Raw genomic sequence first — 25985 nt, 5'->3', positions numbered from 1 at the left:
GGGCAGGAACTGAACGATCGGTTAGGTTCTGTCCTGCCGATCAGCCGAGAGCGAGGCGGGGCCCCGGTTGATCGGCAGGACAGACCCTAGGTGATTTGATGCGGGGATGAACTTTCAGCTGTCGGCGCAGGGGCCGTTCTCGCTGGCCGAGGCCGCGCGCTTCCAGGAGTCGTTCCCGGCCTTCGACGGCGCGCCCCGGGTGGAGCTGGTGTTCCCCGCCGACGGTACGTGGTCGACGGTCGGCGTGTGGATCGGCGACGACCTGACCGGGCACGTGGTGTCCAACCCGGGCGGTCTCGCACCGGCCGACATCGCCGGCCAGGTGAGCCGGATCCTGTCACTGGACGTGGACGGCCGCGGCTTCGGCGCCGTCGGCGAACGCGACGAGGTGGTCGGCGACCTGCAGCGCCAGTTCCCCGGGCTGCGGCCGGTGCTGTTCGGCAGCGCGTACGAAGCGGCGGCCTGGGCCCTGCTGACCCACCGCATCTCGCGCAGCCAGGGCGCGACCCTGCGCCGCCGCCTGGCCGAGGACCTGGGCGACCGGGTCGACTTCGGCGACCACGTGTCCTTCTCGTTCCCGACGCCCGAGCGGCTGGCCACGCTCGAGCCGATGCCGGGCATGACGATCCGCAAGGTGGAGAACCTGCGCGCCCTGGGCGAGGCGGCCGCGGCCGGCGACCTCGACGTGGACCTGCTCCGCTCGATGACCGTCGACGAGGCGCTCGCGCATCTCAAGAAACTCCCCGGCATCGGCCCGTTCTCGGCCGAACTGACCCTGATCCGCGGCGCCGGCACCGTCGACCTGTTCCCCCGCGAGACGCCCCAGCTGCACCACATCATGGGCGACCTCTACGACCTCGGCCCCGAGCCGCCGCTGGCCCGCCTCGAGTCGATCGCCGGCGGGTGGCGCCCGTACGTCGGCTGGGTGACCTTCCTCCTCAGGAACGCGGGATGACCTCGACGTCGTCACGGTCGGCGGCGGCCGCCAGCGCGGCGTGGCGCAGCGCGTCCCGCACGGCGACGACGGCCGGGCCCTCCACCGAGGACGCGCGGGCGGCCGAGAAGATGGTGCGCTGGAGACGTTCCTCGGTCAGGTGATGGGTGGCGACCTGAGGCAACGCCGCGGTCAGCAGCGCCGGCAGCAGGGCCACGGCCCGGCGCGACCGGAAGCCTTACGGCGCGGTGACGCGATAAACAGCGCCGGCCAGGTCGTCGCTCACGTAAAGAGCCCGGTCAGGCCCCTGCACAGCCATCACCGGCCGCCCCCAGCGCGACCCGTCCGCCACCTGAAACCCGGTCAGCAACGTCTGCTGAGGCCCCAGCGTTCCATCACGCCAGGCGAAGAACGAGACCTCAGGCGGGCGAGGCGGGTTGCGGTTCCACGAGCCGTGTACGCCAACCAGCGCGCCAGCCCCGTACGCGCCGCCCAGCCCGGGCGACACCGCGAAACTCAGACCCAGCGGAGCCGAATGCGCCCCCATGCCCTGCTCGACCGGAGGCAACGTCGCACAGTCGAGTTTGGCGCCATCCGCATTGGTCTGAATGTCCCGCACAAAGGGTCGGGCCGTGTAGCTGAGCGGCGAGTTCTCCTGGCCCGGCTTCACGTCGGGGTCGGGGTTGCAGTACGGCCAGCCGAGATCACGTCCCTGCTGGAGCCGGGCCAGGGGCTCGAGCGGGTGGTCGTTGACGTACGCGGGGATGACCTTGCCCTGATTGTCGCCCTGGTGCGGGTAGCCGATGTTGTCCCGGTTGTTGACCGCGGTCCACACCGCGCCGTCGGGGTCGACGGCCAGGCCGGTGCCGTTGCGGACGCCCCGGGCGAACACGGTGGGCCGGCCCCCGCCGGCGGGGGCCCGGAGGATGGTGGCGCGTTCGGGGGTGGCGTCGCGGTCCTCGGCCGAGATGTTGCCGGTCGAGCCGACCGAGACGTAGAGCGCGCCGTCCTGGCCGACGGTGACGCTCTTCAGCGCGTGCGCGTACTGGCCGCCGAGTTCGGGGCTCTTGGCGTCGGGCAGGCCGTCGATGACGACGCGGCGGCCGGACACCTTTCCGGCCGCGTAGGTGTAGGCGTCGACCTGGTCGCTCTCGGCCAGGTAGAGCGTGTCGCCGTGGAAGGCCAGGCCGTGGGGCTGGTTCAGGCCGGTGACCAGGGTGCTGGCGGTTGGTGCGGCGTCGCCGTTCCCGGGTGCCAGGGCGACCACGTCGCCGAGTTTGGGTCGTGAGACGAGCAGCCGCCGGTCGGGGGTCCAGGCCAGCAGGCGCGCGCCCTCGACCCGCGCCCAGACGGTCACCGTCCAGCCGGGCGGGGCCTGGAGCCGGCGGGCCTGGTCGAACGGCGCGGCATCGGTGCCCGCAGGAGCGCGAACGGTGGTTTCGGCCAGCGAGGTCCCGGCGGAAGGCACAACTGAGGAAGATGACGAGGATGACGGTGACGAACACGCGGTGAGCGCCAGTCCACCGGCTAACAGCGCGAGCGCGATCCTCTTCACCGGAGCATCAGTACCCCCTGAACCGGGGACATGCAACCGGCCCGGTCGCACGAGGCGACCGGGCCGGGGCGGATCAGGGGCCGGAGACCAGGGGCTCCTCGGTGTGACCGGCCCGGGCCGCGGCGCCCAGGTTGTTGATCACGTGGGAGATCGTGCCGGTGCCACCCAGGGACACCGTGATCATGTTGCGGAAGCGGATGCCGGGCTTGGCCGGGGTCTCGAAGGCCCGGGCGTTGACGACCGACGAGTTGACGTTGAAGAAGCAGTAGCTGCCCAGGCCCCACGCCTCGTGGGTGGTGACCGAGTCGGCGACCTTGTACGCCGCCCAGCCCTGCGCGCTGCCGTTCATGTAGGCGGCCTGGTTCGGCGGGTCGTACGGCATCTCGTTCTGGTAGAAGTACGTGCGGCCGCGGTCACCGTTCCAGATGGTCTGGTACTGCTGGAAGTGCTCGACGAACAGGCCGTAGAAGGTCACGTCGTTGCCGTTGACGATCAGGCCGTTGCGGCCGGGGTTGACGTTCCAGCCGACCACGTTGTTGTTGATGCCGTGGTCGGCCCGCCAGATCCAGGCGTGGTCGCCGATCACGTTGTTGCTGTTGATCTGCATGCTGATCGTGGCCTTGCCGGCCACCGCGCCGCCGACCCGGATGAACACGTCCGAGAGAACGGTCGGGTTGGTGGCGTGCGAAAGAGTGGAGCCGGGCGGGCCGACCTGGAGCAGGATGTTCGAGTTGGTGGTGTTGGCGTCGAACAGCACCCCGGCCAGCCGGACCCCGTCGACGTCGGCGATGTGCATGGCGTCGACGCCGTTGTCGGGCATGAAGGTGGCCAGGCCGAGGCCGAGGATGACGGTGTTGGGGCGGGTCACGTTGAGCGTCTGGTTGAGGTGGTAGACGCCGGGCGTGACGAGCAGGTTCTGGCCGGCCGCGAGGGCCGCGTTGATCGTCGCCGCGGTGTCGCCGGGCTTGACGATGGCGAACGACGAGATCGGCAGCGAGGAGCCCGCCGGGTTGCCGTTCGCCCAGCTGGTGCCGACCGCGTTGGTGCGGAGCGAGGGCACGAAGACCTGGTACGCCCCGGCGCTGTCGATGTAGAGGTACGGCTTCTCGGCGATGACCGGCGACTGGGCCACGTTGGTGTACTTGGGGTCGGGGAAGGTGTTGCCGGGGGCGCCCTGGTCACCGACGAAGACCGCGTTCCAGTTCTTGTTCACGTAGCCCGCCATCGACGAGTTGCGGAAGATGAACTGCTGCTGCGAGCCGTTGTCGATCTGACCGTCCACCTTGGTGTCGGCCATGAAGCCACCGGACGACCAGCCGCCGTCGGACAGCGCCAGCCGGCCCCGCAGGTGCATCCGGCGGTACGGCGCGGCCTGCGAGACGGCCCAGCGGTCCTGCCCGTCGGCGGGGGTCACGGCCAGGCCCTCGGCCGAGCGCCAGAAGTTCTGGGTGGCGTTCTGCGAGCCGTCGTGCCACCAGTCGGCCTCGACGTGCACATGGCCGTTGATGTTGGTCTGGTCGGGGGTGTGGCCGAGGCCGGCGACCTGGGTGAAGAAGCCGACGTTGGCGTCGACGTTGTAGCTGCCCGGCTTGAACAGCAGCGCGTACCGCTGGGTGCCGAACTGGTTCTCCACCTGCTGGTTGAAGACCTGGGTGAGCTTGTTCTGGATGGTCGACGAGGACATCGACGGGTCGAAGATGGTGACGTTGGGCCCGAGGTCCGGGGCGGTGGGGTCGGTCGGCGGCGGGGTGCCGGCGCCGGCGAAGGTCCACTTCTGGTTGGCGCCGCCGCCGCAGTCCCACAGCTGCACCTTGGCTCCGTTGGCGAGGTTGTTGTCCTTGATGTCGAGGCACTTGTTCGCGGCGACGTTGACCAGGTCGTGGCTCGCGGTCAGCGTCCACTTCTGGGTGGCGACGGTGTCGAAACAGTCCCAGAGGTGTACGACGGCGCCGTTCACGGTCGAGTTGTTCGCGACGTCCAGGCACTTGCCCCGGGCCTGCACGGATCCGTTGTCGGCGAAGGTCCAGGTCTGGTTGGCGCTCCCACTGACGCAGTCCCACATCTGGGGCTGGTTGCCGTTGGCGGTGGAGCCGCCGGTGACGTCGAGGCACTTGTTGTTGGCCGTGCTGACCAGGGTTCCGGAGGAGGCGGCGAGCGCCCCGGTGGTGCCGGCCACCACACCGAGGCCGGCCACGACGACGCTGAGCAGGGCGCCGGCGAGGAGTCTGTGAGGGGACACGAGGGGGTCCTTTCGAGCGGGGAAAAGGGGAACCGAAAGGTTGGTTAACAGTTCCCTCGCCCCGCCCGAACGGTCAATGAGGTATCGACCGACTTAAGCTTCCCCTAAGGTGCGGAACCGGTTCCGCCATGTGGGACGGTCACACTCGGTGATCGAGGATCCAGGCTTGCGGGTTGCCCTTGCGGTAGAGCATCCGCATCATCGCCGGCATCATCGCGTCGCGGATGGCCGCGCCCACCGGCCCCGCCGCCTTGCCGCTGCCGTTGCGCCGGCCTGCTTGAACGACCTTCTGCACCCGGGGCCGCCGGATCTCCTCGTAGCACGCCAGCCCGGCCGGCACGGAAGGCGAGGACGCCAGCGCCTGCCCCAGCACCACCGCGTCCTCGAAGGCCATCGACGCGCCCTGCCCCGACGACGGTGACGCGGCGTGTGCGGCGTCGCCGACCAGCACGACGTTGTCCGAGCGCCAGGTCCGCACCTTCGGCAGGTCGTACGTGTTCCACGGCCCGAGCGCCTCCGGCGTGGCCCGGACGATCGCCGCGGCGGGACCGGAATCGGCCGAGAGCAGGTCGATCAGATGCTCCCGCCAGCCGGGGAAAGAGCCATGGTGAGGCGTACGCGAACCGGGGTTGGCGAACCACCACACCGACCCGTCCGGCGCCACGCTCCAGCCGAAGAAGCACCGCCGCCCGAAGGTCATGTGCACCAGGCCGGGCGTGGGGTCGAAGTCCGCGCCGACCGGCCCCTCGGTGAAGCCACCGGCGTTGAGCAGGCCGAGATAGTGCGGCTGGGCGGGATCGAGGTTGCGGCGTACCTGGGAGTTGATGCCGTCCGCCCCGACGAGCAGGTCGGCGTCGTGCGCCACCTCGGTCACCCGGCTCGAGTAGTGGATCGGGACGCCCGCGTCGAGCGCCGCCCGGCGCAGCGTGAGGTAGAGGTCGGCCCGCCGGATCGTGGTGGTGACCAGCCCGTCGGCGGTCGGTCCGCCGAGCGGCGCCTGGGCCAGCCGGCGACCGGCCCCGTTCCAGAGCACACAGGTCGGGGTGGGAAAACCGCCGGCCAGGGCCACGGATGGGTCGATACCGAGCGTACGCAGGGCCGCGATGCCGTTGACGGCGACCGTGACAAACGCTCCGAGCTCGGCCGCGCCCTCGGCCCGGGCCTCGTGGATCTCGACTTCCCAGCCGAGGCGGTGCAGCGCCAGGGCGGTGGCGGTCCCCGCGTAGCCGGCGCCGGCAACAATCGCTTTAGTCATGGGTTAACTATGCACGCCATGACTATGGCAGACAACCCTGAATCAACCCCTAGGCTCTGTCGCATGGCTGATCGAGCGATAAGGCACTCGCCCCTGGCGATCGTGCTGCTGGCGCTGCTGCTCGAGGAGTCGATGCACCCCTACCGGATGCAGCAGATGATCAAGGAGCGCGGGCAGGACCAGCTGGTCAACGTGGCCCAGCGCAACAGCGTCTACCAGGCGCTCGACCGGCTGGTCCGGGACGGCCTGGCCCGGCCGGCGGGCACCGCGCGGGATGGCGGGCGGCCGGAACGCACCACCTACGAGATCACCACCGCCGGGCGGGACGAGCTGCACCGCTGGGTGGCCGGCCGGCTGCCGGCGCCGGCCCGGGAGTTCCCGGAGTTCCCGGTCGCGCTGGCCCTCCTGGCCATCCTCGGGCCGGAGAAGGTCCGCGAGCTCCTGGCCGCCCGGGCCGCGGCCCAGGCGGCGAAGCTGGCCACGATCGAGGAGCAGGCGCCGCCGGGGCTGCCGCGGCTCTTCCTGATCGAGGACGAATACCGCGCGGCGATGTTGCGGGCGGAGATCGGCTGGCTGCGCGGGCTGATCGACGATCTGGCCGACGGCACGCTGACCTGGGACCGGACGATGATCCAGGAGACGTTAGAGCGCTTTCAGTAGTTCCTCGGCGGCCGCGTACGGATCGAGGGAGCCCGCCGCCACCCGGGCCGCCAGCGCGCTCAGCGGCGTACCCACCCGAAGTGAGCCCATCCGCGCACGCAGCGTGCCCAGCGCGATCGCCTCGACCTCGACGGCGGCCCGCCGCTCCCGCCGCTCGCCGAGCGTGCCCGAGTCGGTGAGCCACTGGCGGTGCTTGTCGATCGCGGCCACCACGTCGTCGATGCCGTCGCGCTTGATCGCCACCGCGCGCACCACCTGGGGCCGCCAGTCGCCCGCGGCCCGCTCGCCGAGAGCCAGCATCCCCTGGATGTCGCGGTAGGTGTTGTCGGCGCCCGGCCGGTCGGCCTTGTTGATCACGAAGACGTCGGCGATCTCCAGGATGCCGGCCTTGACCGCCTGGATCGCGTCGCCCATCCCGGGCGCCAGCAGCACCAGCGTGGTGTCGGCGAGCTGGGCGATCTCGACCTCGGCCTGGCCCACGCCGACCGTCTCGACCAGGATCACCTCGCAGCCGGCGCCCTCCAGCACCCGCACCGCCTGGGGCGTGGCCGCGGCGAGGCCGCCGAGCTGGCCGCGGGTCGACATCGAGCGGATGTAGACGCCGGGGTCGGACGTGTGTTCCTGCATGCGGATCCGGTCGCCGAGGATCGCGCCGCCGGAGAACGGGCTGGCCGGGTCGACGGCCAGCACCGCGACCCGCTTGCCCGCGGCCCGCAAGGACCGGACCAGCTCGTTCGTGGTCGTCGACTTGCCCACCCCGGGCGAGCCGGTGAGCCCGACGACCTGAGCCTTCCCCGTGTCAGCGGCGAAGGCCGCCGCGACGGCCGGCAACTGAGGCGAACCGTTCTCGACGAGACTGATCAGGCGGGCGACGGACCGAGCGTCGCCGTCGCGGGCTCGCGCGACCAGTTCCGGTAGAGAAAGGCTCACGGAACGGAAATTATCAGCGCGTCGCCCTGGCCGCCGCCACCGCACAGGGCCGCCGCGCCCCGGCCGCCGCCGCGTCGCCGCAGCTCGTAGGCCAGCGTGAGGACCAGCCGGGCCCCGGACATGCCGATCGGGTGGCCCAGCGCGATCGCGCCGCCGTTCACGTTGACCCGGTCCTCGTCGACCTTGAGCTCGCGCATCGACTGGAGGACGACCTGGGCGAACGCCTCGTTCATCTCGATCAGGTCGAGGTCGGCCACGGTCAGCCCGGCCTTGCCCAGGGCGTGCCGGATGGCGTTGGCCGGCTGGGACTGCAGTGACGAGTCGGGCCCGGCCACGTTGCCGTGCGCCTCGATCTCGGCCAGCCAGGTCAGGCCCAACTCCTCGGCCTTGGCCCGGCTCATCACCACGACCGCGGCGGCGCCGTCGGAGATCGGGGACGCGCTGCCGGCCGTGATCGTGCCGTCCTTGGTGAAGGCGGGCCGGAGCTGGCCCAGGGTCTCGGCGGTGGCGTCCGGGCGTACGCCCTCATCGGTGTCGACGACCTTGTCGGTCTCGCGCAGCCCGACCTTGATCGGCACGATCTCTTCGCCCAGCCGGCCCTCGCGTTGCGCCGCGGCCGCGCGCTGGTGGCTGAGGGCGGCGAACGCGTCCTGCTCGGCCCGGGTGATGCCCAGCTCGGAGCCGCTGCGCTCGGTCGACTCGCCCATCGAGACGCCGTCCCAGGGGTCCATCAGCCCGTCGACCGCCATGTGGTCGCGGACCAGCACGTCGCCGTACTTGCTGCCCTGGCGGTGGTTCATCAGCAGGTGGGGCGCGCCGGTCATCGACTCCATGCCGCCGGCCACCACGATGTCGAACTCGCCGGCCCGGATCAGCTGGTCGGCCAGCGCGATCGCGTCGAGCCCGGAGAGGCACACCTTGTTGACGGTCACGGCCGGGGTGGTCATCGGGATGCCCGCCGCCACGGCCGCCTGCCGCGCCGCGATCTGCCCGGCGCCGGCCTGCAGCACCTGGCCCATGATCACGTACTGCACCTGGTCGGGCCGCACGCCGCCCCGCTCCAGCGCGCCCGCGATGGCGTGGCCGCCGAGCACGGTGGCCGGCACGTTCTTGAGGTTGCCGAGAAGACGACCCATGGGTGTACGAGCGCCGCTGACGATTACCGAGGTGCCCACTGATCCTCCGCCGACTGAACGATGGTTAGGGTGACACACTATCCGGTATGACGGATCTTCCCCTCGTCGGATTGTTGCGCATCGACCACGTCGGCGTGGCCGTGCCCGACTTGGACGAGGCTGTGGCCTTCTACGCCGAGACGTTCGGTCTGCGCTGCGTCCATCAGGAGACCAACGAGGAACAGGGCGTACGCGAGGCGATGCTGGCCGTCGGCGACGATCCGGCCGCGCCACGCCTGCAACTGCTGGCGCCCGCCCGGCCCGACTCGGCGATCGCCAAGTTCCTCGATCGCGGCGGCCCCGGGCTCCAGCAGCTGGCGTACACCGTGCGCGACGTGCGGGCGAGCAGCGAGGCTCTGCGAGCGCGCGGCCTGCGGTTGCTCTACGACAACCCCCGGCGGGGCACCGGCGGCTCGCTGATCAACTTCGTGCACCCCAAGGACGCCGGCGGCGTGCTGGTGGAATTGGTGCAACCTGCCTGATTTGTACGCCGACCGAGTGAAACGTCCCCGCCGCACCCGCCTGGCCTGGCAGGATCGTCCACATCGTCGGCCGCAACGATGGGATGATCCACGGTCAAACCGTGACACAGCAGGTGAGGGGCTGCACGCGCGGCCGGACCCCGCCCGGCCGAACGGCGGGCGGACACCCTCGACCGGTGGACGAAGCTGATCTTAGGGGGCTATTTCTTAGGGCCCCTCCCCCTTGCATGCCTCAGGGGGGTTCGCAAGGATGGCGCAATGCCCCAGCAGCAGGACCAAAATCTCGCGTTCTTCGAGACCGCCAATTCTCAGCACGACTTCACGGTTGTCCTGCGTGGATACGACCGTGGCCAGGTCGACGCCCACCTCGGCCGCCTGGTCGCCGCGCTGAACCAGTCCGAGCAGGCCCGCGCCGAGGCCGAGCAGCGGATGAACGACGCGCAGCGCCGGTTGCGCCAGGCCGAGCAGCGGCTGAACGCGCTCGAGCAGAAGCTCGCCGACAGCAACAAACAGCTGGAGGAGAACAACAGACCGACGCTGTCCGGGCTGGGCACCCGGGTCGAGCAGATCCTGCGGCTGGCCGAGGAACAGGCCAACGACCACCGGAGCGAGGCGAAGCGGGAGTCCGAGGGCATTCTCTCCGCCGCCCGCCTGGAGGCCCGCGAGATCACCGACAAGGCGCGGGCCGAGGCCGCCGCGATGAAGGCGTCCGCCGAGCGCGAGGCCGGTCAGATGCGCACCCACGCCGAGCGTGAGGCGGCCGAGACCCGGGTGCAGGCCCGGCGTGAGGCCGACACGCTGCGGGGCGACGCCGACCGCGAGACCAAGCAGCTGCGTACGGTCACCGCGCACGAGGTCGCCGAACTGAAGTCCACCGTCGAGCGCGAGGTCAACGCGCTCCGGGCGACCGCCGAGCGCGAGATCACCCAGCAGCGGGCCAAGGCCGGCCGCGAGGCCGAAGAGAAGCGGGCCGAGGCGACCAAGATGCTCTCCGACGCCCGTGACAAGCGCGACAAAGACCTGCAGGCCCTGGCCCTCGAGATCGCCGAGCGCCGCGAGAAGGCCGAGCGGGAAGAGGCCCAGCGGCACGCGGCCCAGGTCAGCGCCACCCAGAAGATGGTGGCCGAGGCCGAGGAGCGGGCCCGGGCGGCCGAGGACCGGTCCAAGGAGATCGAGCAGCGCGCCGAGCACCGCCGGGTCGAGGCCGACCGGAACGCCAACGAGACGGTCGAGAAGGCCCGCGCCCTGTCCGACAAGACGGTCACCGAGGCCCGCTCCGAGGCCAACCGGCTGCTCAGCGAGGCCCGCACCGAGGCCGAGCTGACCACCCAGGCGGCCCGCCGCGAGGTCGACGATCTCACCCGTCAGAAGGACCAGGTCACCAACCAGCTCGGTCAGATGCTCTCCGGGCTCTCCGGCCTGGTGCCCTCGGTGGGCGCCGCGGCCAAGGCGGCGGTCGAGAACGCCACCAAGCCGGCCGCGGAGAAGTCCGACAAGCCCGCCGAGGCTGCTCCGGCCCAGCGTGACGGCGAGAAGGAGGACGCCGGCGACAAGCCGGTGGCCGCCAAGACGAACTCCTGAGACGTTGCCGACGGCGTACAGCGGTTGCACATTTCGGGGTTAGTGCGCGACGGTAGTTCGGTGGCATGAATCGATGCGGGCCGTACTGGAGAACACTCCGGTGCGGCCCGATCGCTTGCGTGCCCGGCGCACCTGACAAAATCACAACCAGACGCACCTTCCGTCCAAGCCGGTGTGTATCGGCACATCAGCGGACGATGCGTATGTGAGGATGGACAGCATGTCGCACGGCGGTGAAATCTTCGGCCTCGGTGGGGACGCGGCCTCCGAGCCCAGCTTCGAGACCGCCCTGCGGGGTTACGAGAAGAAGCAGGTCGAGCGCTACGTCGCCCGGGCCGAGAACGAGATCTCGGCGTTGTCGACCGAGCGGGAACAGGCCTATCAGCAGATCCAGGCGATGGCCTCGCAGGTCGACCGGCTCCAGCAGGAGCTCACCCAGGCCCGCCGGCAGGGCGGGGTGGGCGGCGAGGTGTCCTTCCGGCACCTCGGCCCCAAGGTCGAACAGATCCTGGCCGCCGCCGAAGAGGTCGCGGCCGACATCAAGAACTCGGCGACCGACGACATCGCCGCCCGGCTGGCCGAGGCCGAGCGGATCCGGGCCGAGTCCGAGGCGCACGCCCACGACGGCATCCGCGACTTCGAGATCGCGCTGGCCGCCCGGCGCGCCGAGGAGGAGAAGGCCGACGCCGCCCGGCGCGCCGCCGCCGAGAAGGCGCTGGCCGCGAGCCGGCAGGCCGCCGAGCAGATGCGCGCCGAGGCCGAGTCCACGCTGAGCCGGGCCCGGGCCGAGGCGGCGCAGTTCAACGAGACGGCGACGGCCGAGGCGCAGCGCGCCCGCAGCGAGGCCGAGGGGTACGCCAAGTCCACCCGCCTGCAGGCCGACCAAGAGGTCAAGGCTCTGCGCGAGAAGGCCGCGATGGAGGTCGCCAGCCAGCGCACCGCGGCCGAACGCGAGCGCGGCGAGCTCAAGGCCGGCCTCGAGCACGAGCTGGTGCAGCGCCGGCAGACCGTGGTGCAAGAGCTGGGCCAGCTCCGCACCGGCGTCGAGAAGCAGTGCGCCGACCTTCGCAGCGAGGCCGACAAGTACGCCGAGGACGTGCTCCGCAAGTCCGACGAGCAGGCCACCAAGGTGCGCAAGGAGATCGAGGCGCAGCAGGCGAAACTGGCCAAGGCGTCGGAAGAGCTGGCCGCCGCGCAGGCCAAGGTGACCGAGGCCGAGACCCGGGCCAGGACCGCGGCCGAGCGGGCTCAGGGCGCCGAGCGCGAGACCGAGCGGGTGCAGCAGCGGCTGGCCGAGGTGCAGAAGCAGCTCGAGGCCGAGCTCAAGCGGGTGGCCGAGGCCAAGCGCGCCGGTGAGGCGGCCGAGCGGCGCGCCGCCGACGTCCGCCGCCAGGTGCAGAGGGAAGCGAAGCGGGTGGCCGAGCTGGCCGCCGCCGCCGTGATGGCCGCGGCCGCCTCGCCGGACGGCGAGGACGACTACGACGACGACCCGGCGCCCGCCCCGGTGGTCGCCTCGGCGCCGGTCGAGAAACCGGCCGACAAGCCGGTGGAGAAGGTGGCCGAGAAGCAGGACGCCGCGCCCGCCCCCGGGAAGGTCACAGCGTCCGCTAAGGTGACGGTTCCGCCGTCCTAGAAGGCCGGCGCGGACGCCGACTGACGCTCCCCCGGAGGTAGACCGGTGACGGCCGACGAGACCAAGGGTTCGCCCGCGCCGCCCGAGGACGACAAACCGACTCCCGAGGAACCGGCCGATGCCACGCCGCGCTTCGGGACGCCCGGTCCCCCGATCGACCGGCGCAACCCGTTCTTCATCGGCTTCCTCGGCGCCATCGGGGCGCTGCTGGCCTATGCGGCGTTCAACGGCATCCGCGGCGCCGGTTCGATCCTGGTCCTGATCTTCGTGGCGATGTTCCTCGCCATCGGGCTCAACCCGGCCGTCACCCGCATCCAGAAGTGGGGCGTGCCGCGCGGCGGCGCCGTCGCGATCGTCGCCCTGGTCGGGCTGATCGTGCTCGGCGGCGCCCTCGTCGCCCTGGTGCCGCCGGTGGTCACCCAGAGCGGCGAGCTGATCAGCAACATCCCCGGCTACATCGAGAGCCTCCAGCGCAACGAGACCCTGCGCGACCTGATCCAGCGGTACGACCTGCTGGCCAAGGCGCAGAGCGCGATCAGCGCCAGCACGGTCGGCAACACGCTGGGCGGCATCGCCGGCGCGGCCGGGCTGATCTTCGGCACGATCTTCAACGTGCTGACCGTGCTGGTCCTCACGATCTACTTCCTGGCCGCGTTCGAGCGGATCAAGAAGGGCGCGTTCCGGATGGTCCCGGCCACCCGGCGCGAGCGGGTGCAGCTGCTCACCGACGAGATCCTGACCAAGGTCGGTGCGTACATGGTGGGCGCGGTGATGATCGGGCTGCTGGCCGGCATCAGCACCTGGATCCTGGTGCTCATCCTCGGCCTGGCGTACCCCTTCGCGCTGGCCGTCGTGGTCGCCGTGCTCGACCTCATCCCGCAGATCGGCGCGACCCTCGGCGCGATCGTGGTCAGCCTGGTCGGGCTGGCCCACTCGCTCACCGCCGGGCTGGTCTGCGCCGGCTTCTTCCTGCTCTACCAGCAGGTCGAGAACTACTTCATCTACCCGCGGGTGATGCGGCGTTCGGTCGAGGTCAGCGACGTGGCCGCGGTGGTGGCGGCGCTGGTGGGCGCGGCCCTGTTCGGCGTGATCGGCGCGCTGGCGGCGATCCCGATGGTGGCCGCGATCCAGCTCATCGGCCGCGAGGTCGTGCTCCCCGCGGCCGAGCGAAAGTAGGCCAGTGGTAGCTCGGAACGGCATCCGGGGCTCGGATGCCGCTCTGAGCTACCACTACTTCGAGAGCACTACTCCGAGAGCGGCTTCGGCACCGGCGTGTCGGCGAAGGCGGCGACCGTGCGGTTGGCGTACGCGTTCATGTCGCCCGTCTCCATCGGGCCGTCCCAGGTGGCCGGCAGCGGCGTCGCCACCGCCGGCGCCACCCGGCGGACCACCTCGTCGAGCACGGTCTCGGCGTCGCCCACCCACAGGTGCTTGGCGCCGTCGACGCCGATCACCTCGGCCTGGGGCACCACCGCGAAGCGCTCGATCGCCTCGGCCGGGCGCAGGTAGTCGTCCAGCTCGGGCACCAGCGCGACCAGCGGTTTCCGCGAGGAGGCCCACGCGGCCAGGTGGGCCGGCTGGGAGAAGCGGAGCGGCGGCGACAGCAGGATCGCGCCTGCCACCGCCGGGTCGAGGCCGTGCATGAGCGTCAGATCGGTGCCGAACGACCAGCCCAGCAGCCAGATGTTGGGCAGGTCGTGGAACTCGGCGAACTCGATCGCCGCGGCCACGTCGAACCGCTCGCCGTTCCCGTTGTCGAAGGAGCCCTCGCTGGTGCCGCGCACGCTGCTCGTACCCCGGGTGTTGAATCTCAGAACCGCGACCCCGGCCAGCGCCGGCAACCGCCACGCGGCCTTGCGGAAGACGTGGCTGTCCATCATGCCGCCGTGGGTGGGCAGCGGGTGCAGGCAGACCAGGGTGGCCACCGGCGGGCGGTCGAGCGGCAGCGCCAGCTCACCGACCAGGGTCAGGCCGTCGGCCGTCTCGAGCTCGATGTCGTCCCGCTCAGCGGGCAGCACGCTGTTGGCGCGGATGGGTGCACTCACTCGATCATCCTTACCCATACCTCGGCGCGTTCCGCGACCGCTCCGCCGACGGGCCACGCCGGTCACGGGCCCGCCAGCAGCCGGTGTGCCAGTGGCGGCGGTCGCCGGCGTCGCCCCGCTCGTCGGCCGGCCACGCCACCACGTGGGCGACACCGGGCTGGATCTGCTGCATGCAGCCCGGGCAGAGGTAGGTCTTGGTGGCCGCGCCGCCGAAGATGGACCGGACCATCCACTCGCCGTCCTGGTACTGCTGGACGCCCTCGATACCGCGGCGCACGTTCTCCTCACGGGGAGGCTCGGGGGCGGCCGCCCGGCGCGGGCGATTTCGTCGCGGGCTCACGGGTACCAAGGATACGTGCGCGAACTAAGCTCACATTCATGACGGCGACGCGTACGCCGGGTGTCCCGGCGATCGAGGACGGCCTGCTCATCTCCACCAACCCCGCCACCGGGGCCGAGGCCGGGCGGGTACCGGTGGCCGCCGAGGCCGCGGTGACCGAGGCGGTGGCGGCGGCCCGCACGGCCGGGGACTGGTGGGCCGGGCTGGGCTTCGACGGGCGCAAGGAGCGGCTGCTGCGCTGGCGCGCGGTGATCGCCGAGCGCATCGAGGAGCTGGGCGAGCTCGCCCAGCTCGAGGGTGGCAAGCCGGTCGCCGACGGGATCGTCGAGGCGACCGCCGCGATCGAACACATCGACTGGGCCGCCCGCAACGCCAAGCGGGTGCTCGGCCCGCGCCGGGTCCGCAGCCGGGTGATGGTCCTCGAGCACAGCGGCCACCTGGAATATCAGCCGTACGGGGTGGTCGCGGTCATCGGGCCGTGGAACTACCCGATCCTCACGCCGATCGGGTCGATCTCGGGCGCCCTGGCCGCCGGCAACGCCGTGGTGTTCAAGCCGAGCGAATACACCCCGATCGTCGGTCAGTGGCTGGTCGACACGTTCGCCGAGGTGGTGCCCGAGCACCCGGTCTTCCAGGCGGTGCACGGGCTGGGCGAGGTCGGCGGGGCGCTGTGCCGGGCCGGCGTGAACAAGGTGGCGTTCACCGGGTCCACCGCCACCGGCAAGAAGGTGATGGCGGCCTGCGCCGAGACGCTGACGCCGATGGTGATCGAGGCCGGCGGCAAGGACGCGATGATCGTGGACGCGGACGCCGACGTCACCGCGGCGGCCGAGGCGGCGGTCTGGGGCGGGATGACCAACGCCGGGCAGACATGCGTCGGCATCGAGCGGGTGTACGCGGTGGCCCCGGTCTACGACGCGTTCGTCGCGGCGGTCACCGAGAAGGCCGGCAAGCTGCGCACCGGGCAGGAGATCGGGCCGATCACCATGCCCAAGCAGATCGAGATCATCAAGCGGCACATCGACGACGCGCTCGACTCCGGGGGCGAGGCGGTGCTGGGCGGACGCGACTCGGTGCAAGCGCCATACGTCGCCCCGACCGTGCTGGTCGGCGTACCCGAAGAATCCGCGGCCGTCCGGGAGGAAACGTTCGGTCCCACGCTGACCATCACCAAGGTCGCCGACGCGGACGAGGCGGTGGCCAAGGCCAACGCGGTGCCGTACGGGCTGGGCGGCAGCGTCTTCGGCAAGGCCAACGCGATCCGCATCGCCCGCCGGATGCGCTCCGGCATGGTGGCGGTGAACTCGGCGCTCGCCTTCGTCGGCAACGCGAACCTGCCGTTCGGCGGGGTCGGCGACTCCGGCTTCGGCCGCATCCACGGCGACGACGGGCTGCGCGAGTTCGCCCGGGCCAAGGCCGTCTCGGTGCGCCGGGGCCCGTCACTCATCCCCGCGATGACCTTCGAGCGCACCCCGGCCCAGATGCAACGGCTGATCAAGACCGTCAAGATGCTGTACGCCCGAAAGCCGTGACCGGCGCTGCTAGCGTTCCAGAGGTGGTAGATCACCCTGCGGTGCAGGTCGACGGGCTGGTGGTCGGCTACGGCTCGACCCCGGTCCTGAACGGCGTCGGTCTGCTGGTCCCGGCCGGCGCCGGCGTCTGTGTCACGGGCGAGAACGGCATCGGCAAGTCGACGCTGCTGCGCTGCGTGGCCGGCCTGCAGCGCCCCGACGACGGCGAGATCCGGGTTTTCGGCGGCCGCCCCGGCTCCACTCCGGACTACTGGCGGGCCGTGGTGACCACGGTGGAGCCGCCCACCTGGTATCCCGGCCTGACCGCCCGCGAGCACGCCGAACTGGTCTGTCGCGCGCACGGCCAAGACCCGGCCGCGGCCGGCGTCGACGACGCGCTCGAGCAGTTCGGGCTGACCGGACACCGCGACGCCATCCCCGCGTCCCTGTCCTCCGGCCAGAAGCAGCGCCTGACCCTCGCGCTGGCCTTCCTGCGCCCCAGTTCCCTGCTCATCCTGGACGAACCCGAGCAGCGCCTCGACCGTGACGGCCGGGCCCTGGTCGCCGACCTGATCGCCGAATACCTGAAGACCGGCGGCTCGATCCTGATGGCCAGCCACGACGACGACTTCGCGGCGGCCTCCGGCACCGACATCACCACGATGGAGTCGCTCTCGCCCGCTTCGTCGTCTTCCCCGGGGCCGACCACGTGACCACGGTGGCGGTCCGGCCGGTCCGCCGCTGGATCCACCAGACCCAGGTCGCCCACCTGGAGCGCGGCGAACGCTTCGGAACCTTCTACGTCATCGTGCTGTCGGTGCTGATCCTCGGCAGCATGTTCTGGAACCACATCCACGGCCTCGTCTGGCCGACCCACCCGGACATCTCCGGCCTGGCCGCCGGCTCCCTGACCACGGTCCTGACCGGCGGCCTGTACCTGGCCCTGCGCCGCCTCGGCCCGCTGGCGATCAGCCGCCCCGCCGCCTCCTGGCTGCTCACCGCGCCGGTCAGCCGGCGCCGTCTGCTGTGGCCGTCGCTGGCGGTCGCCTCGGTCTTCGCCTTCATCCTGTCGGCCGTGGCGGCCCTGGCCATCACCGGCCACGCCAGCCCGCGGCCGCTGCCCCTCGTGCTGATCATCCTCGGCGCGGTCGCCGGCCTCGGGGTGCTGCTGGTCGCGCTGGCCGCCCAGCCCGGCCGCCGGTGGGCCCGGCTCCTGGACAACGTTGTCGCCCTGGTGGTGGCGGGCGGTCTCGCCGGGCTGGTGGCCGACGCGGCCGTCGGAGCGCCTCTGGTCTCCGGTTTCCCGAGCCTGGTGGGGCCGGCCACGGGCGCCCTCGCGCTGGTCGTCGGGGCGTTCTTCGTGCTGGCCGTACGCAATCTGAACCGCACCCCCGCCGACCGCATCCTCGACGCCTCCCGCACCGCCGGCACCCTGGCCGACTCGGCCTTCGGCGTGGAACCGTCCTGGGTGGCCGACATGCTCGAGCGCCAGTACTGGGCCCACCGCAAACTGCGTTCCGCCGGGCTGAACGCCCACCTGCCGGTGCTGACCGCCCAGGACCTGCGCCTGGCCCTTCGCCGCCCCCGCCGCCTCCTCTGGCTGATGCTCGCCACCGCCCTGCCCGCCCTGCTCAGCCACGCCCCCACCTGGCTGCTGGGCATCGCGGTCCTGGTCGGCGCCCTGCTGGCGGCCGGCACCACGGCCGCCAACACCCGCAGCGACGCCGCCAACCCCGTGATGCTCCGCATGCTCGCGCTGAGCTCCCGCCAGGCCCTCACCCAGCGCCTGATCGTGCCGGCGGTCCTGGCCGCCCTGTGGAGCGCCACCTCCCTGACCCTGCTGCAACTGCTGTCGGCCCTGCCGCCCGGCCCGTGGTGGGCGCTGGGCCTCGCGCTCGGCCCCGTCGGCGCCGCGGCCGCCATCCGCCGGGCCCGCGTCGGCTTCGTGGACAACTCCCTGCTACCCCTGGAAACCCCGATGGGTACGGTGTCCACCGGCCCCGCCCTGGCCTCGGTGGTCGGCTACGACCTCCTGCTCCTGGGCCTGCCCGCCATCGTCCTGATCGCCGAAGGCAGCCCGCTGACCTGGGTCGGCGTCGCGGTCCAGGTGGGCTTCGCGGCCCTGGGCGCCCGCTTCTACCTGTCCGGCACCACCGACCCTTCGCGGGTCGAGTTGGCCAAGCCGTCCTGAGGCCCCTCGGCGGACGAGCAGAACTACTGGCCGGGCATTCAGTCCCGCGAGGCCACTGACTGGGCGGCGCTGCTGCCCGCCGACGACATGACCGGTGGCTCACTCCCGACCCTTCCGCGCGGACGCCGCTCATCGAGCCGCTGGCGGCTCATCCCGATTGACGCTTCTTCTCGCGTCATCCGAATCACACGGTCGCCCGACAGTCGCCCTGTGGATAACCGCGCGATCGTCGAATTCGCGCGCTACGTTTGCCGCCCACCCAGTGGCTGGGTGGGGGAGGTGGCGGCGCCTTCGCCGCTGAGCAAAATTCGCGCAATCATCAGGCCCGGTCACGGATTAATGCTTGCTCTTCGTGGCGTGACTCACGACCGTAGACCGGAGACTCGCGGTGATCCGCTCATGGCCGGGGGTTGGGTGACCACTTACGCAGAATGAAGGGTTCGCGGCTCTGTTATGGACGCGCAGCGGCCAGGAGCCGCGGGCCCGGCCTCGGCGGGAGCTGCGGTCTGCACGCACCACCCAGGTACGACAGCTTGATCTTGATCTTTAAAATCTTGATCTTGATCTTGATCTCTAAAAAAGGGTGAGCTCGTCGCGTTCCATGCCGCGGAGTTTGTCGTAGTCGACGACGACGCAGCGGATGCCCCGGTCGGTGGCCAGCACCCTCGCCTGCGGCTTGATCTCCTGCGCGGCGAAGACGCCCTTGACCGGGGACAGGAGGGGGTCGCGGTTCATCAGCTCGAGGTAGCGGGTGAGTTGTTCGACGCCGTCGATGTCGCCTCGGCGTTTGACCTCGACGGCCACGGCGGCGCCGGACTCGTCGCGGAGCAGGAGGTCGACCGGGCCGATGGCGGTCATGAACTCGCGGCGGACCAGGGTGTGGCCCTCGCCGAAGGTGTCGGGGTGGGCCGCCAGCAGCTCCTGGAGGTGGGCCTCGACGCCGTCCTTGACCAGGCCGGGGTCGATGCCCAGCTCGTACGAGGTGTCCTGGAAGATCTCCTCCAGGGTGATGCGCAGCTCTTCGCCGGCCTTGTTGACGACCTTCCACACGCCGGGGGCCTCCTGCAGTTTGCAGGGCGGGCTCATCCAGTTCAGGGGTTTGTACGCACGATCGTCGGCGTGGATCGAGACCGAACCGTCGGCCTTCACCATCACCAGCCGGATCGCCGACGGCAGGTGGGCGGAGAGGCGGCCGACATAGTCCACGGAGCACTTCGCGATGACCAGGCGCACCCGACGAGGGTAGCGGCAGCACAGCGGCACGTGCGTGGCGGTGCCATCCTGAAGGCGTGTTCGAAGCGCTGACCGGAGCCGGGCTGGCCGCATCCGCGGGGCTCAATGCCTACATTCCGCTGCTCACGATGGGGTTGATGGCCCGGTACACCGATCTCATCGACCTGCCGTCGGGGTGGCAGTGGCTGTCCAACGGCTGGGTGATCGGCATCCTCGTGGTGCTGCTGGCGATCGAGGTGGTCGCCGACAAGGTGCCGGTGGTCGACCACGTCAACGACGTCGTGCAGACCGTGGTGCGGCCGACGGCGGGCGGGCTGGCGTTCGGGGCCGGGTCGTCGTCCGAGACGGTCACGGTCAGCGACCCGGGGTCGTTCTTCTCGTCGCATCAGTGGGTGCCGGTCGCGGCGGGCGTCATCATCGCGCTGACCGTGCACGGGGTGAAGGCGACGGCCCGGCCGGTGGTGAACGCGAGCACCGCGGGGGTGGGGGCGCCGGTCGCGAGCACCGCCGAGGACGTGTCCAGCGTCGTGCTGTCGATCCTGGCCATCCTCCTGCCGATCCTGGTTCTGCTGGCCCTGGTGCTGATGGTGTCCACAGCGATATGGGTCTTCAGAAAGCGGAAAGCGCGCGTTTGATTGACTGACGTCGTGCCCTCCGTCGCCGTACCCGTTTTCGCGCTGGCCTGCTGGCTGGCGAGCTATCTGATCGGCCGTGACCCGCGCCGCCGGCTGCTCTGGCGGGCCGCCGCCGCGCTGGTGGCGTACGCGGTGGGGGTGGCCGCCTGGACGATCGCGCCGGCCGGCCCGGTGGCCGAGGTGTTCCTCTGCGTGCCCGCGCTGCTCTGGGCGGGCGTGGCGATCGGGCTGCTGCCCGAGGAGATGCCGGAGCGCGCGCCGCTCGACCGGGGCTGGCTGGTGACCTCGGCGGTCTTCCTGGCCGCGGTGATCGTGGCGCCCGGCGCGATCCGGCTGGTGGCGGTGGCGCCGCTGGTCGGCGGGCTGGTGCTGCTCTGGCGCTTCCGCGAGCGGGTACGCCCGTCGGTGCTCCCGGCGGCCGTGACGGTGGTCGCCCTGCTCTACACGTTCACCCTGGTCGCGCTGCTCGTGCCGATCGATCTGGGCGCCCCGGCCCTGGTGCTCGCCGCGGCCGGCCTCGACCTGGCGGTGCTGGGTTACCTGGTGGCGGTGTCCGACGCGACCGAAGCCGGCGAACGGCTCTGGCCCGACCTGCGCCGTTCCGCCACCGGCGCCGCGATGGGCGCGTTGCTGGTCGGCGGGCTGGCCACCCTGACCATGCTGGCGGTGCCGGACCGGTGGCTGGTCACCGTGCTCCAGTTCGTCATCGTCGGCGTCGTCATGGCGTACGCCGGCCTGTTCGGCCCGGTGCGCCGCGGCCTGGACCGGATCGCCTTCCCGCACGACGACCGCCTCCGCCAGGACCGGCAGGCGCTGGCCCTGCTCAGCGAGGCCCTGCCGCGCCGGCGGGAGCGGCACACGCTGCTGGCGGTGAGCGAGGACGAGTTCCGCCGGCTGACCGGTCAGGCGCTGGACAACTTCGGCGACCTGGCGCGTCTGCTGCGCAGCCCGCTGATCGACCTGCCGACCGTGGACCGGCGGCTGACCGGGGAGAACGCCGAGAAGCCGATGGCGCGGGCGCTGCAACTGCGGGCGGTGCTCCAGGAGAGCGTGGCCCGGCTGAAGCCGGACGGGCTGTTCGGGACGACCGAGGAGTGGCGGCACTACAACGCGCTGCACTACTGCTGCGTGGTGGGGCTGCGGCCGTACGACCGCAAGCCGGTGGGCGACGGGCTGGACCGGGATTCGCGGCGCGCGCTGGAGTGGTTCCGCCGCTATGTGCCGCGCCGCTCGCTGCGGCAGTGGCAGCGGGAAGGCGCGGCGATGGTGGCGGCCCGGCTGTGGGGCGATCTGATGCGTACGGATCCTCGGTGGCTGACCCGGGCCGGCACCTTGGCGGCGCCACCGACACGCAGCTCCTAAATCGGGCATTAAGCCTGAAAGTGGCTAATATCTCCGGGTGGGTAACCACCGCAACGCGCTTGTCGAGGCGGTCCGGCACGAGCTCGCCGAAGCCCGTGGGACCGCTCGAGCGGTGCTGGCCGCCGCCGAGTCGGCCCGCGCCGAGGCGCAACGACGCCGGCGACTGGTCCGGGACGCGTACGCGACCTGCCTGACCCAGCTGGCCGAGGCCCGCGACTCCGCCCGCTCGACCATCGAGCGACGGTTCCAGGGCGAGGCGAACGCGCTGGCCGGTAACGCCGGCTCGCTGGCCGCCCTGTGCGCGCCGGGCGCCGCCAGCTCGTCCTGGCGGATGTGGTCGCCGACGGAGCCGGAACAGGGCGGCCGCCCGGGGCTGCTCCGGATCGGCACCATCGACTTCGAGCACGCCACCATGCCGGCCCTGGTCCCGCTGCTCGACGCGGCCCATCTGCAGGTGAGCGGCGACGACCGGATCGCCGTCGACGGGGTGATCTCCGGGGTGCTGCTGCGGGCGCTGGGCACGACCCGGCCGGGCGACGTGAAGCTCACCGTCTACGACCCGGAGCGGCTGGGCGGGACGCTGGCCGCGTTCGCGCCGCTCGGGCTGACCTTCGTCGGGCCGGGTGGGCTCGGCCCGATGCTGGACGACCTGGTCGAGCACATCTGCCGGGTCAACGAGACGGTGCTGGCCGGCGAGTTCGGGTCGCTGGCCGAGCTGACCGCGGCCACCGTCGGGCCGCGACCGGAGCCGTGGCGGGTGGTGGTGCTGCTGTTCGACGCCGAGGTCGCTCCGGCGCAGCGGGCCCAGCTCGACCGGATCCTCCGGGCCGGCGTCGCGTGCGGGGTCCACCTGATCATCCGCGGTGCGGCCGTCGAGGGGGCCGAGCGGATCGTCGTACGCCACGGCACGGGAACCACCGACACCACCGGTGACCTGCCCATCCGCCTCGACCCGCCACCGCCCGCCGAGCGCATCGCGGCGTTCTGCCGCGGCGCCGCCGAGCGCCTGCGTGAGGGCCCCCCACCGGCCCGCCTGGCCGACCTCGAGCCGGAGAAGATCTGGAGCCGGTCGTCCGCGCACGGGCTGGTGGCGCCGATCGGCGACGGCCCGGACGGCGCGCTGGTCGAGGTGCCGCTCGGCGACGACCCGCCGCACGCGTTGATCGGCGGGCCGTCCGGATCCGGCAAGACCAACCTGATCTACGCCTGGCTGGGCTCGTTGTGCGCCCGGTACGACCCGTCCGAGCTGGCGCTGTACCTGCTCGACTTCAAGGAGGGCGTGTCCTTCGCCCGGTTCACGCCCGGGCCGCGCGACGAGAGTTGGCTGCCGCACGTCCGGCTGGCCGGCGTCAACGTCAACCACGACCGCGAGTTCGGCCTGGCCCTGCTCCGGCACCTGGGCGACGAGTTGCGGACCCGGGCCCAGGCGGCGAAGCGGCACGAGGCGACCAAGCTGGCCGAGCTGCGCGCCGAGGACCCGGCCGGGGACTGGCCGCGGATCGTCGCGGTGATCGACGAGTTCCAGGTGCTGCTGGCCGGCCGGGACGCGGTCGCCGAGGAGGCCGTCACGCTGCTCGAGGACCTGGCCCGGCGCGGCCGCTCGCAGGGCATCCACCTGGTGCTGGCCAGCCAGGACGTCTCCGGCATCGAGGCGCTGTGGGGCCGGTCCGGGCTGATCGGGCAGTTCACGCTGCGGATCGCGCTGCCCAAGGCCCGGCGCATCCTGGCCGAGAACAACCTGGCCGCGGCGGTGATCCCGCGCTTCCACGCGGTGGTCAACACCGATTCCGGCGTCGCCGGGGCCAATCAGATCGTGCGGCTCCCGGATGCGTCGGACCGGCTTTCCTGGCGTACGCTCCAGCGCCGGCTGTGGCGGGCCCGGCCGGCGGGGTGTTCACCGCCCCGGCTCTTCGACGGTGACACGGTGCCGGCGCTGCCGCGGTTCAGGTCGAGCGCGGCCGGCTTCTCGCCGGGTGCGGCCGGGTCCTCGCCGGGTGCCGGCGGCTCCTCGCCCGGGGCGGTGCTCGGCGAGCGGATCGATGTCGCCGCCCGGCCGGCGCGGCTGCGGCTGGGCCGGATGCCCGGACGGAACCTGGCCGTGCTCGGCACCCGGGTGGACGAGGCCTGCGCCATCCTGGCCTCGGCCGCGCTGTCGCTGGCCGCGCAGGGGCCGGCGCACTTCAGCGTGGTCTGCACGCTGCCCGAGGCGCAGCACTCGGCGGCCCGGCTGGTCGCCGAGCTGCCCGAGGCCGACTGGTACGACGAGTCCGACCTGGCCCAGCTCTTCGAGGTGATCCCGGACGAGATCCCGCACTACGTCCTGGGGTACGCGCTGGACGCGGTGCCCGGCCACAAGGACCGGCTGCGGCGGATGCTGGCCGACGGGCCGTCCCAGCGCACCCACGTGCTCGGCTGGTGGCGGTCGGTGCCACGGCTGCGTGACGACCTGGGCGGGCCGGGCGCGCGCCTGGACGCGATCGGCGCCTGGGTCGCGCTGGATGTGCAAGGCGCGGACCTGGGACCGCTGTGCCCGGTGCCGGGCGGGCCGGCGTGGTACCCGCGCACCCGCCGGGCGCTGTTCTTCGACCGTTCCGTGCACCGCGTCCCCGAAGTGATCATCCCTTACGAGGTGAACCATGACCCCACGTGACCGCGACTACCAGCTCATGATGAACGCGCTGGCCGACATCACCCGGCGCCGGGACGCCGACCTGGACCGCGCCGAACAGGCCTACCAGGACAGCACCGCCCGGGCGGCCGGCGAACTGGCCCGCGCCGAGGGCGAGGCGGCCTCGGCCGACCGGTGGGCCGCCGCGGCCGCGGCACAGGTCCTCGACGTCGACCGGGAGGCCGCCCGCCTCTGGGACCAGCTCCGCCGCGCGCGTGGCCTGCGGATCCGGGCCCTGGGCGAGGTGCCGGAACCATCCTCGGTGGAGTCTCTGCCCCGCGTGGCCCTGCAGCGCCGGCCGACCGACGACGCCCAGCCGCCCCGGGACTCGGCGCGCGCCCTGCTCTCCCGCGCCGCCGAGCGGATCGACCTCACGGTACGACCACCCGCGCGCCGCCCCCTCCCCCGCTGGACGCTGCCCCTGCTCCCCCTGCTGGGCGCCCTGATCGCCGGGATGACCGGCCTGATCGCCGCCGGCCTGGTCACCATCGGCGACTCGGGGATCATGGGCGGCGAGGCCGTCCGGGCCATCGGCTGGCTCTGCTTCCTCCTGGCCCCCTCGGCCGGCGTCCCGATCGCCGCCCTCTGGGCCCACCGCCGCCTCCAGGCCCGCCTCGACATCGGCGGCATCGGCCTGACCCTCCTCGGCGGCATGATCGCCGCCGCCCTGCTCTCCCTCAGCTTCGCCGCATCCCATTGATCAGTAGGTGTAAAACCCCTTGCCGGTTTTGCGGCCGAGGTCGCCGGCGGTGACCATGCGCTGGAGGAGCTCAGGCGGGAAGAACTTGGCGTCACCGGTGTCGCGGTGGATGTTGCCGGTCGCGTTGAGCATCACGTCGAGGCCGGTCAGATCCACCGTGGCCAGCGGGCCCATGGTGTGCCCGAAGCCCAGCTTCATCACCGTGTCCAGGTCGGCCGCCGAGACCACCCCCGACTCGACCAGCTTGATCGCCTCGACCAGCAGCGCCGAGAACAGCCGGTTGGAGACGAAGCCGGCCACGTCCCGCTTCACCTCGACGCAGGTCTTGCCGACCTCCTCGGCGAAATCGCGCGCCTCGGCCAGCGTCTCGTCCGAGGTCTGGTAGCCGCGCACCAGCTCGACCAGCTTCATCATCGGCACCGGCGAGAAGAAGTGGATGCCGACCACCGCTTCGGGCCGCTGGGTGACCGCGGCGATCTGGGTGATCGGGATGGCCGACGTGTTGGTGCCGAGGATCGCGCCGGACTTGCAGATCTTGTCGAGCTGGCGGAACACGTCGTGCTTGGCCTCGAGCCGCTCGAAGATGGCCTCGACCACGATGTCGGCGTCGGCCGCCGCGTCGAGGTCGGTGGTGGTGGTGATCCGGCTCAGGGTCGCCTCGGCGTCTTCCTCGCTGATCTTCCCCTTGGCCGTGAAGCGGCCCAGCGAGTCGCGGATGGCGGCCAGCCCCCGGCCGGTGGCGGCGTCATCGACGTCGCGCATGGTCACCTGCCAACCGGCCTGCGCCGACACCTGCGCGATGCCGGATCCCATCAGACCCGACCCAATGACCGCGAGCCGACCCGCCATGTTCAAC

At 71.8% G+C, this 25985-nt stretch carries 23 protein-coding genes; 13 read left to right on the top strand and 10 right to left on the bottom strand.

Annotated elements, in window-relative coordinates:
• Nucleotides 1–106: 106 nt before the first annotated feature.
• Complete coding sequence (locus tag AB0O15_RS06745) at nucleotides 107–955, top strand: hypothetical protein (RefSeq protein WP_364314971.1); 849 nt, start codon at nucleotides 107–109, stop codon at nucleotides 953–955.
• Here the strand turns inward: AB0O15_RS06745 and AB0O15_RS06740 are convergent.
• From AB0O15_RS06740 to AB0O15_RS06725, 4 genes are all read right to left on the bottom strand, one after another.
• Nucleotides 939–1151, bottom strand: a complete 213-nt coding sequence (locus AB0O15_RS06740) for a hypothetical protein (RefSeq protein WP_364314968.1) — start codon at nucleotides 1149–1151, stop codon at nucleotides 939–941. The genes AB0O15_RS06745 and AB0O15_RS06740 overlap by 17 nt on opposite strands.
• Before the next feature lie 21 nt (nucleotides 1152–1172).
• Complete coding sequence (locus AB0O15_RS06735; RefSeq protein WP_364314965.1) at nucleotides 1173–2402, bottom strand: gluconolaconase; 1230 nt, start codon at nucleotides 2400–2402, stop codon at nucleotides 1173–1175.
• A 160-nt stretch (nucleotides 2403–2562) separates the two neighbouring features.
• On the bottom strand, nucleotides 2563–4728 hold the full coding sequence (locus AB0O15_RS06730) for an RICIN domain-containing protein (protein ID WP_364314962.1): 2166 nt from the start codon (nucleotides 4726–4728) through the stop codon (nucleotides 2563–2565).
• A gap of 139 nt (nucleotides 4729–4867) precedes the next feature.
• Nucleotides 4868–5983, bottom strand: coding sequence for an NAD(P)/FAD-dependent oxidoreductase (locus tag AB0O15_RS06725; protein WP_364314960.1), 1116 nt, complete (start codon nucleotides 5981–5983; stop codon nucleotides 4868–4870).
• A 63-nt stretch (nucleotides 5984–6046) separates the two neighbouring features.
• Between AB0O15_RS06725 and AB0O15_RS06720 the strand changes: the two genes are divergently transcribed.
• Complete coding sequence (locus AB0O15_RS06720; RefSeq protein ID WP_364314957.1) at nucleotides 6047–6643, top strand: PadR family transcriptional regulator; 597 nt, start codon at nucleotides 6047–6049, stop codon at nucleotides 6641–6643.
• Here the strand turns inward: AB0O15_RS06720 and meaB are convergent.
• Complete coding sequence (gene meaB / locus AB0O15_RS06715) at nucleotides 6626–7573, bottom strand: methylmalonyl Co-A mutase-associated GTPase MeaB (RefSeq protein ID WP_364314954.1); 948 nt, start codon at nucleotides 7571–7573, stop codon at nucleotides 6626–6628. The two genes, AB0O15_RS06720 and meaB, sit on opposite strands and share 18 nt — an antisense overlap.
• A complete protein-coding gene (locus AB0O15_RS06710; protein WP_364314952.1) occupies nucleotides 7570–8748 on the bottom strand; it encodes an acetyl-CoA C-acetyltransferase in 1179 nt (392 codons plus the stop codon). Before AB0O15_RS06710 ends, meaB begins: the two co-directional genes overlap by 4 nt.
• 47 nt (nucleotides 8749–8795) lie before the next feature.
• Between AB0O15_RS06710 and mce the strand changes: the two genes are divergently transcribed.
• The 4 genes from mce (at nucleotide 8796) to AB0O15_RS06690 (ending at nucleotide 13620) form a co-directional block, all read left to right on the top strand.
• Nucleotides 8796–9230, top strand: a complete 435-nt coding sequence (gene mce / locus AB0O15_RS06705; protein WP_364314949.1) for a methylmalonyl-CoA epimerase — start codon at nucleotides 8796–8798, stop codon at nucleotides 9228–9230.
• A 258-nt stretch (nucleotides 9231–9488) separates the two neighbouring features.
• Entirely contained in the window at nucleotides 9489–10811 is a 1323-nt protein-coding gene (locus tag AB0O15_RS06700) for a DivIVA domain-containing protein (protein WP_364314946.1), read from the top strand.
• Nucleotides 10812–11031: 220 nt separating this feature from the next.
• Entirely contained in the window at nucleotides 11032–12444 is a 1413-nt protein-coding gene (locus AB0O15_RS06695) for a Laminin subunit beta-1 (RefSeq protein ID WP_364314943.1), read from the top strand.
• A 45-nt stretch (nucleotides 12445–12489) separates the two neighbouring features.
• Nucleotides 12490–13620: an AI-2E family transporter gene (locus AB0O15_RS06690; protein ID WP_364314941.1), complete on the top strand. Its 1131-nt coding sequence runs from the start codon at nucleotides 12490–12492 to the stop codon at nucleotides 13618–13620.
• Nucleotides 13621–13688: 68 nt separating this feature from the next.
• Here AB0O15_RS06690 and AB0O15_RS06685 read toward each other — a convergent pair whose 3' ends face one another.
• Both AB0O15_RS06685 and AB0O15_RS06680 read right to left on the bottom strand, forming a co-directional pair.
• Nucleotides 13689–14489, bottom strand: a complete 801-nt coding sequence (locus tag AB0O15_RS06685) for an alpha/beta hydrolase (RefSeq protein ID WP_364314939.1) — start codon at nucleotides 14487–14489, stop codon at nucleotides 13689–13691.
• Between the two features lie 10 nt (nucleotides 14490–14499).
• On the bottom strand, nucleotides 14500–14829 hold the full coding sequence (locus AB0O15_RS06680; RefSeq protein ID WP_364314936.1) for a hypothetical protein: 330 nt from the start codon (nucleotides 14827–14829) through the stop codon (nucleotides 14500–14502).
• A 38-nt stretch (nucleotides 14830–14867) separates the two neighbouring features.
• Between AB0O15_RS06680 and AB0O15_RS06675 the strand changes: the two genes are divergently transcribed.
• Genes AB0O15_RS06675 through AB0O15_RS06665 form a run of 3 tightly spaced genes read left to right on the top strand, consistent with a single transcriptional unit; the run spans nucleotide 14868 to nucleotide 18531 of the window.
• On the top strand, nucleotides 14868–16361 hold the full coding sequence (locus AB0O15_RS06675) for an aldehyde dehydrogenase family protein (protein WP_364314933.1): 1494 nt from the start codon (nucleotides 14868–14870) through the stop codon (nucleotides 16359–16361).
• Between the two features lie 23 nt (nucleotides 16362–16384).
• A complete protein-coding gene (locus AB0O15_RS06670) occupies nucleotides 16385–17053 on the top strand; it encodes an ABC transporter ATP-binding protein (RefSeq protein WP_364314931.1) in 669 nt (222 codons plus the stop codon).
• Complete coding sequence (locus tag AB0O15_RS06665) at nucleotides 17050–18531, top strand: DUF6297 family protein (protein ID WP_364314929.1); 1482 nt, start codon at nucleotides 17050–17052, stop codon at nucleotides 18529–18531. The genes AB0O15_RS06670 and AB0O15_RS06665 overlap by 4 nt, the downstream gene beginning before the upstream one ends.
• 573 nt (nucleotides 18532–19104) lie before the next feature.
• On the opposite strand, the gene nucS is transcribed toward AB0O15_RS06665, so the two are convergent.
• A complete protein-coding gene (nucS, locus tag AB0O15_RS06660; protein WP_364314927.1) occupies nucleotides 19105–19764 on the bottom strand; it encodes an endonuclease NucS in 660 nt (219 codons plus the stop codon).
• Between the two features lie 56 nt (nucleotides 19765–19820).
• On the opposite strand from nucS, the gene AB0O15_RS06655 reads away from it, so the two are divergent.
• Genes AB0O15_RS06655 through AB0O15_RS06640 form a run of 4 tightly spaced genes read left to right on the top strand, consistent with a single transcriptional unit; the run spans nucleotide 19821 to nucleotide 25129 of the window.
• Nucleotides 19821–20399 (top strand): DUF4126 domain-containing protein, encoded by a 579-nt coding sequence (locus AB0O15_RS06655; RefSeq protein ID WP_364314924.1) that lies wholly within the window; start codon nucleotides 19821–19823, stop codon nucleotides 20397–20399.
• A gap of 12 nt (nucleotides 20400–20411) precedes the next feature.
• The gene (locus AB0O15_RS06650) at nucleotides 20412–21761 is read left to right on the top strand and encodes a hypothetical protein (protein WP_364314922.1); all 1350 of its coding nucleotides are present in this window, start codon (nucleotides 20412–20414) and stop codon (nucleotides 21759–21761) included.
• Between the two features lie 37 nt (nucleotides 21762–21798).
• Nucleotides 21799–24411, top strand: coding sequence for an FtsK/SpoIIIE domain-containing protein (locus tag AB0O15_RS06645; protein ID WP_364314919.1), 2613 nt, complete (start codon nucleotides 21799–21801; stop codon nucleotides 24409–24411).
• Entirely contained in the window at nucleotides 24398–25129 is a 732-nt protein-coding gene (locus tag AB0O15_RS06640) for a hypothetical protein (RefSeq protein WP_364314916.1), read from the top strand. Before AB0O15_RS06645 ends, AB0O15_RS06640 begins: the two co-directional genes overlap by 14 nt.
• On the opposite strand, the gene AB0O15_RS06635 is transcribed toward AB0O15_RS06640, so the two are convergent.
• The gene (locus tag AB0O15_RS06635) at nucleotides 25130–25978 is read right to left on the bottom strand and encodes a 3-hydroxyacyl-CoA dehydrogenase family protein (RefSeq protein ID WP_364314914.1); all 849 of its coding nucleotides are present in this window, start codon (nucleotides 25976–25978) and stop codon (nucleotides 25130–25132) included.
• Nucleotides 25979–25985: the final 7 nt, after the last annotated feature.

It is taken from the genome of Actinoplanes sp. NPDC089786, from assembly GCF_040684855.1.
In the GTDB taxonomy this organism is placed as follows: domain Bacteria; phylum Actinomycetota; class Actinomycetes; order Mycobacteriales; family Micromonosporaceae; genus Actinoplanes.
This window is presented reverse-complemented; position numbering and strand designations above follow the sequence as displayed.

Excerpts from the sequence above, each read along its gene's own strand:
- mce (WP_364314949.1), top strand. The coding sequence starts at position 8,796 with ATGACGGATCTTCCCCTCGTCGGATTGTTGCGCATCGACCACGTCGGC.
- AB0O15_RS06700 (WP_364314946.1), top strand. The coding sequence starts at position 9,489 with ATGCCCCAGCAGCAGGACCAAAATCTCGCGTTCTTCGAGACCGCCAAT.
- AB0O15_RS06640 (WP_364314916.1), top strand. The coding sequence starts at position 24,398 with ATGACCCCACGTGACCGCGACTACCAGCTCATGATGAACGCGCTGGCC.
- AB0O15_RS06720 (WP_364314957.1), top strand. The coding sequence starts at position 6,047 with ATGGCTGATCGAGCGATAAGGCACTCGCCCCTGGCGATCGTGCTGCTG.
- AB0O15_RS06745 (WP_364314971.1), top strand. The coding sequence starts at position 107 with ATGAACTTTCAGCTGTCGGCGCAGGGGCCGTTCTCGCTGGCCGAGGCC.
- AB0O15_RS06725 (WP_364314960.1), bottom strand. The coding sequence starts at position 5,983 with ATGACTAAAGCGATTGTTGCCGGCGCCGGCTACGCGGGGACCGCCACC.
- AB0O15_RS06675 (WP_364314933.1), top strand. The coding sequence starts at position 14,868 with ATGACGGCGACGCGTACGCCGGGTGTCCCGGCGATCGAGGACGGCCTG.
- AB0O15_RS06695 (WP_364314943.1), top strand. The coding sequence starts at position 11,032 with ATGTCGCACGGCGGTGAAATCTTCGGCCTCGGTGGGGACGCGGCCTCC.
- AB0O15_RS06635 (WP_364314914.1), bottom strand. The coding sequence starts at position 25,978 with ATGGCGGGTCGGCTCGCGGTCATTGGGTCGGGTCTGATGGGATCCGGC.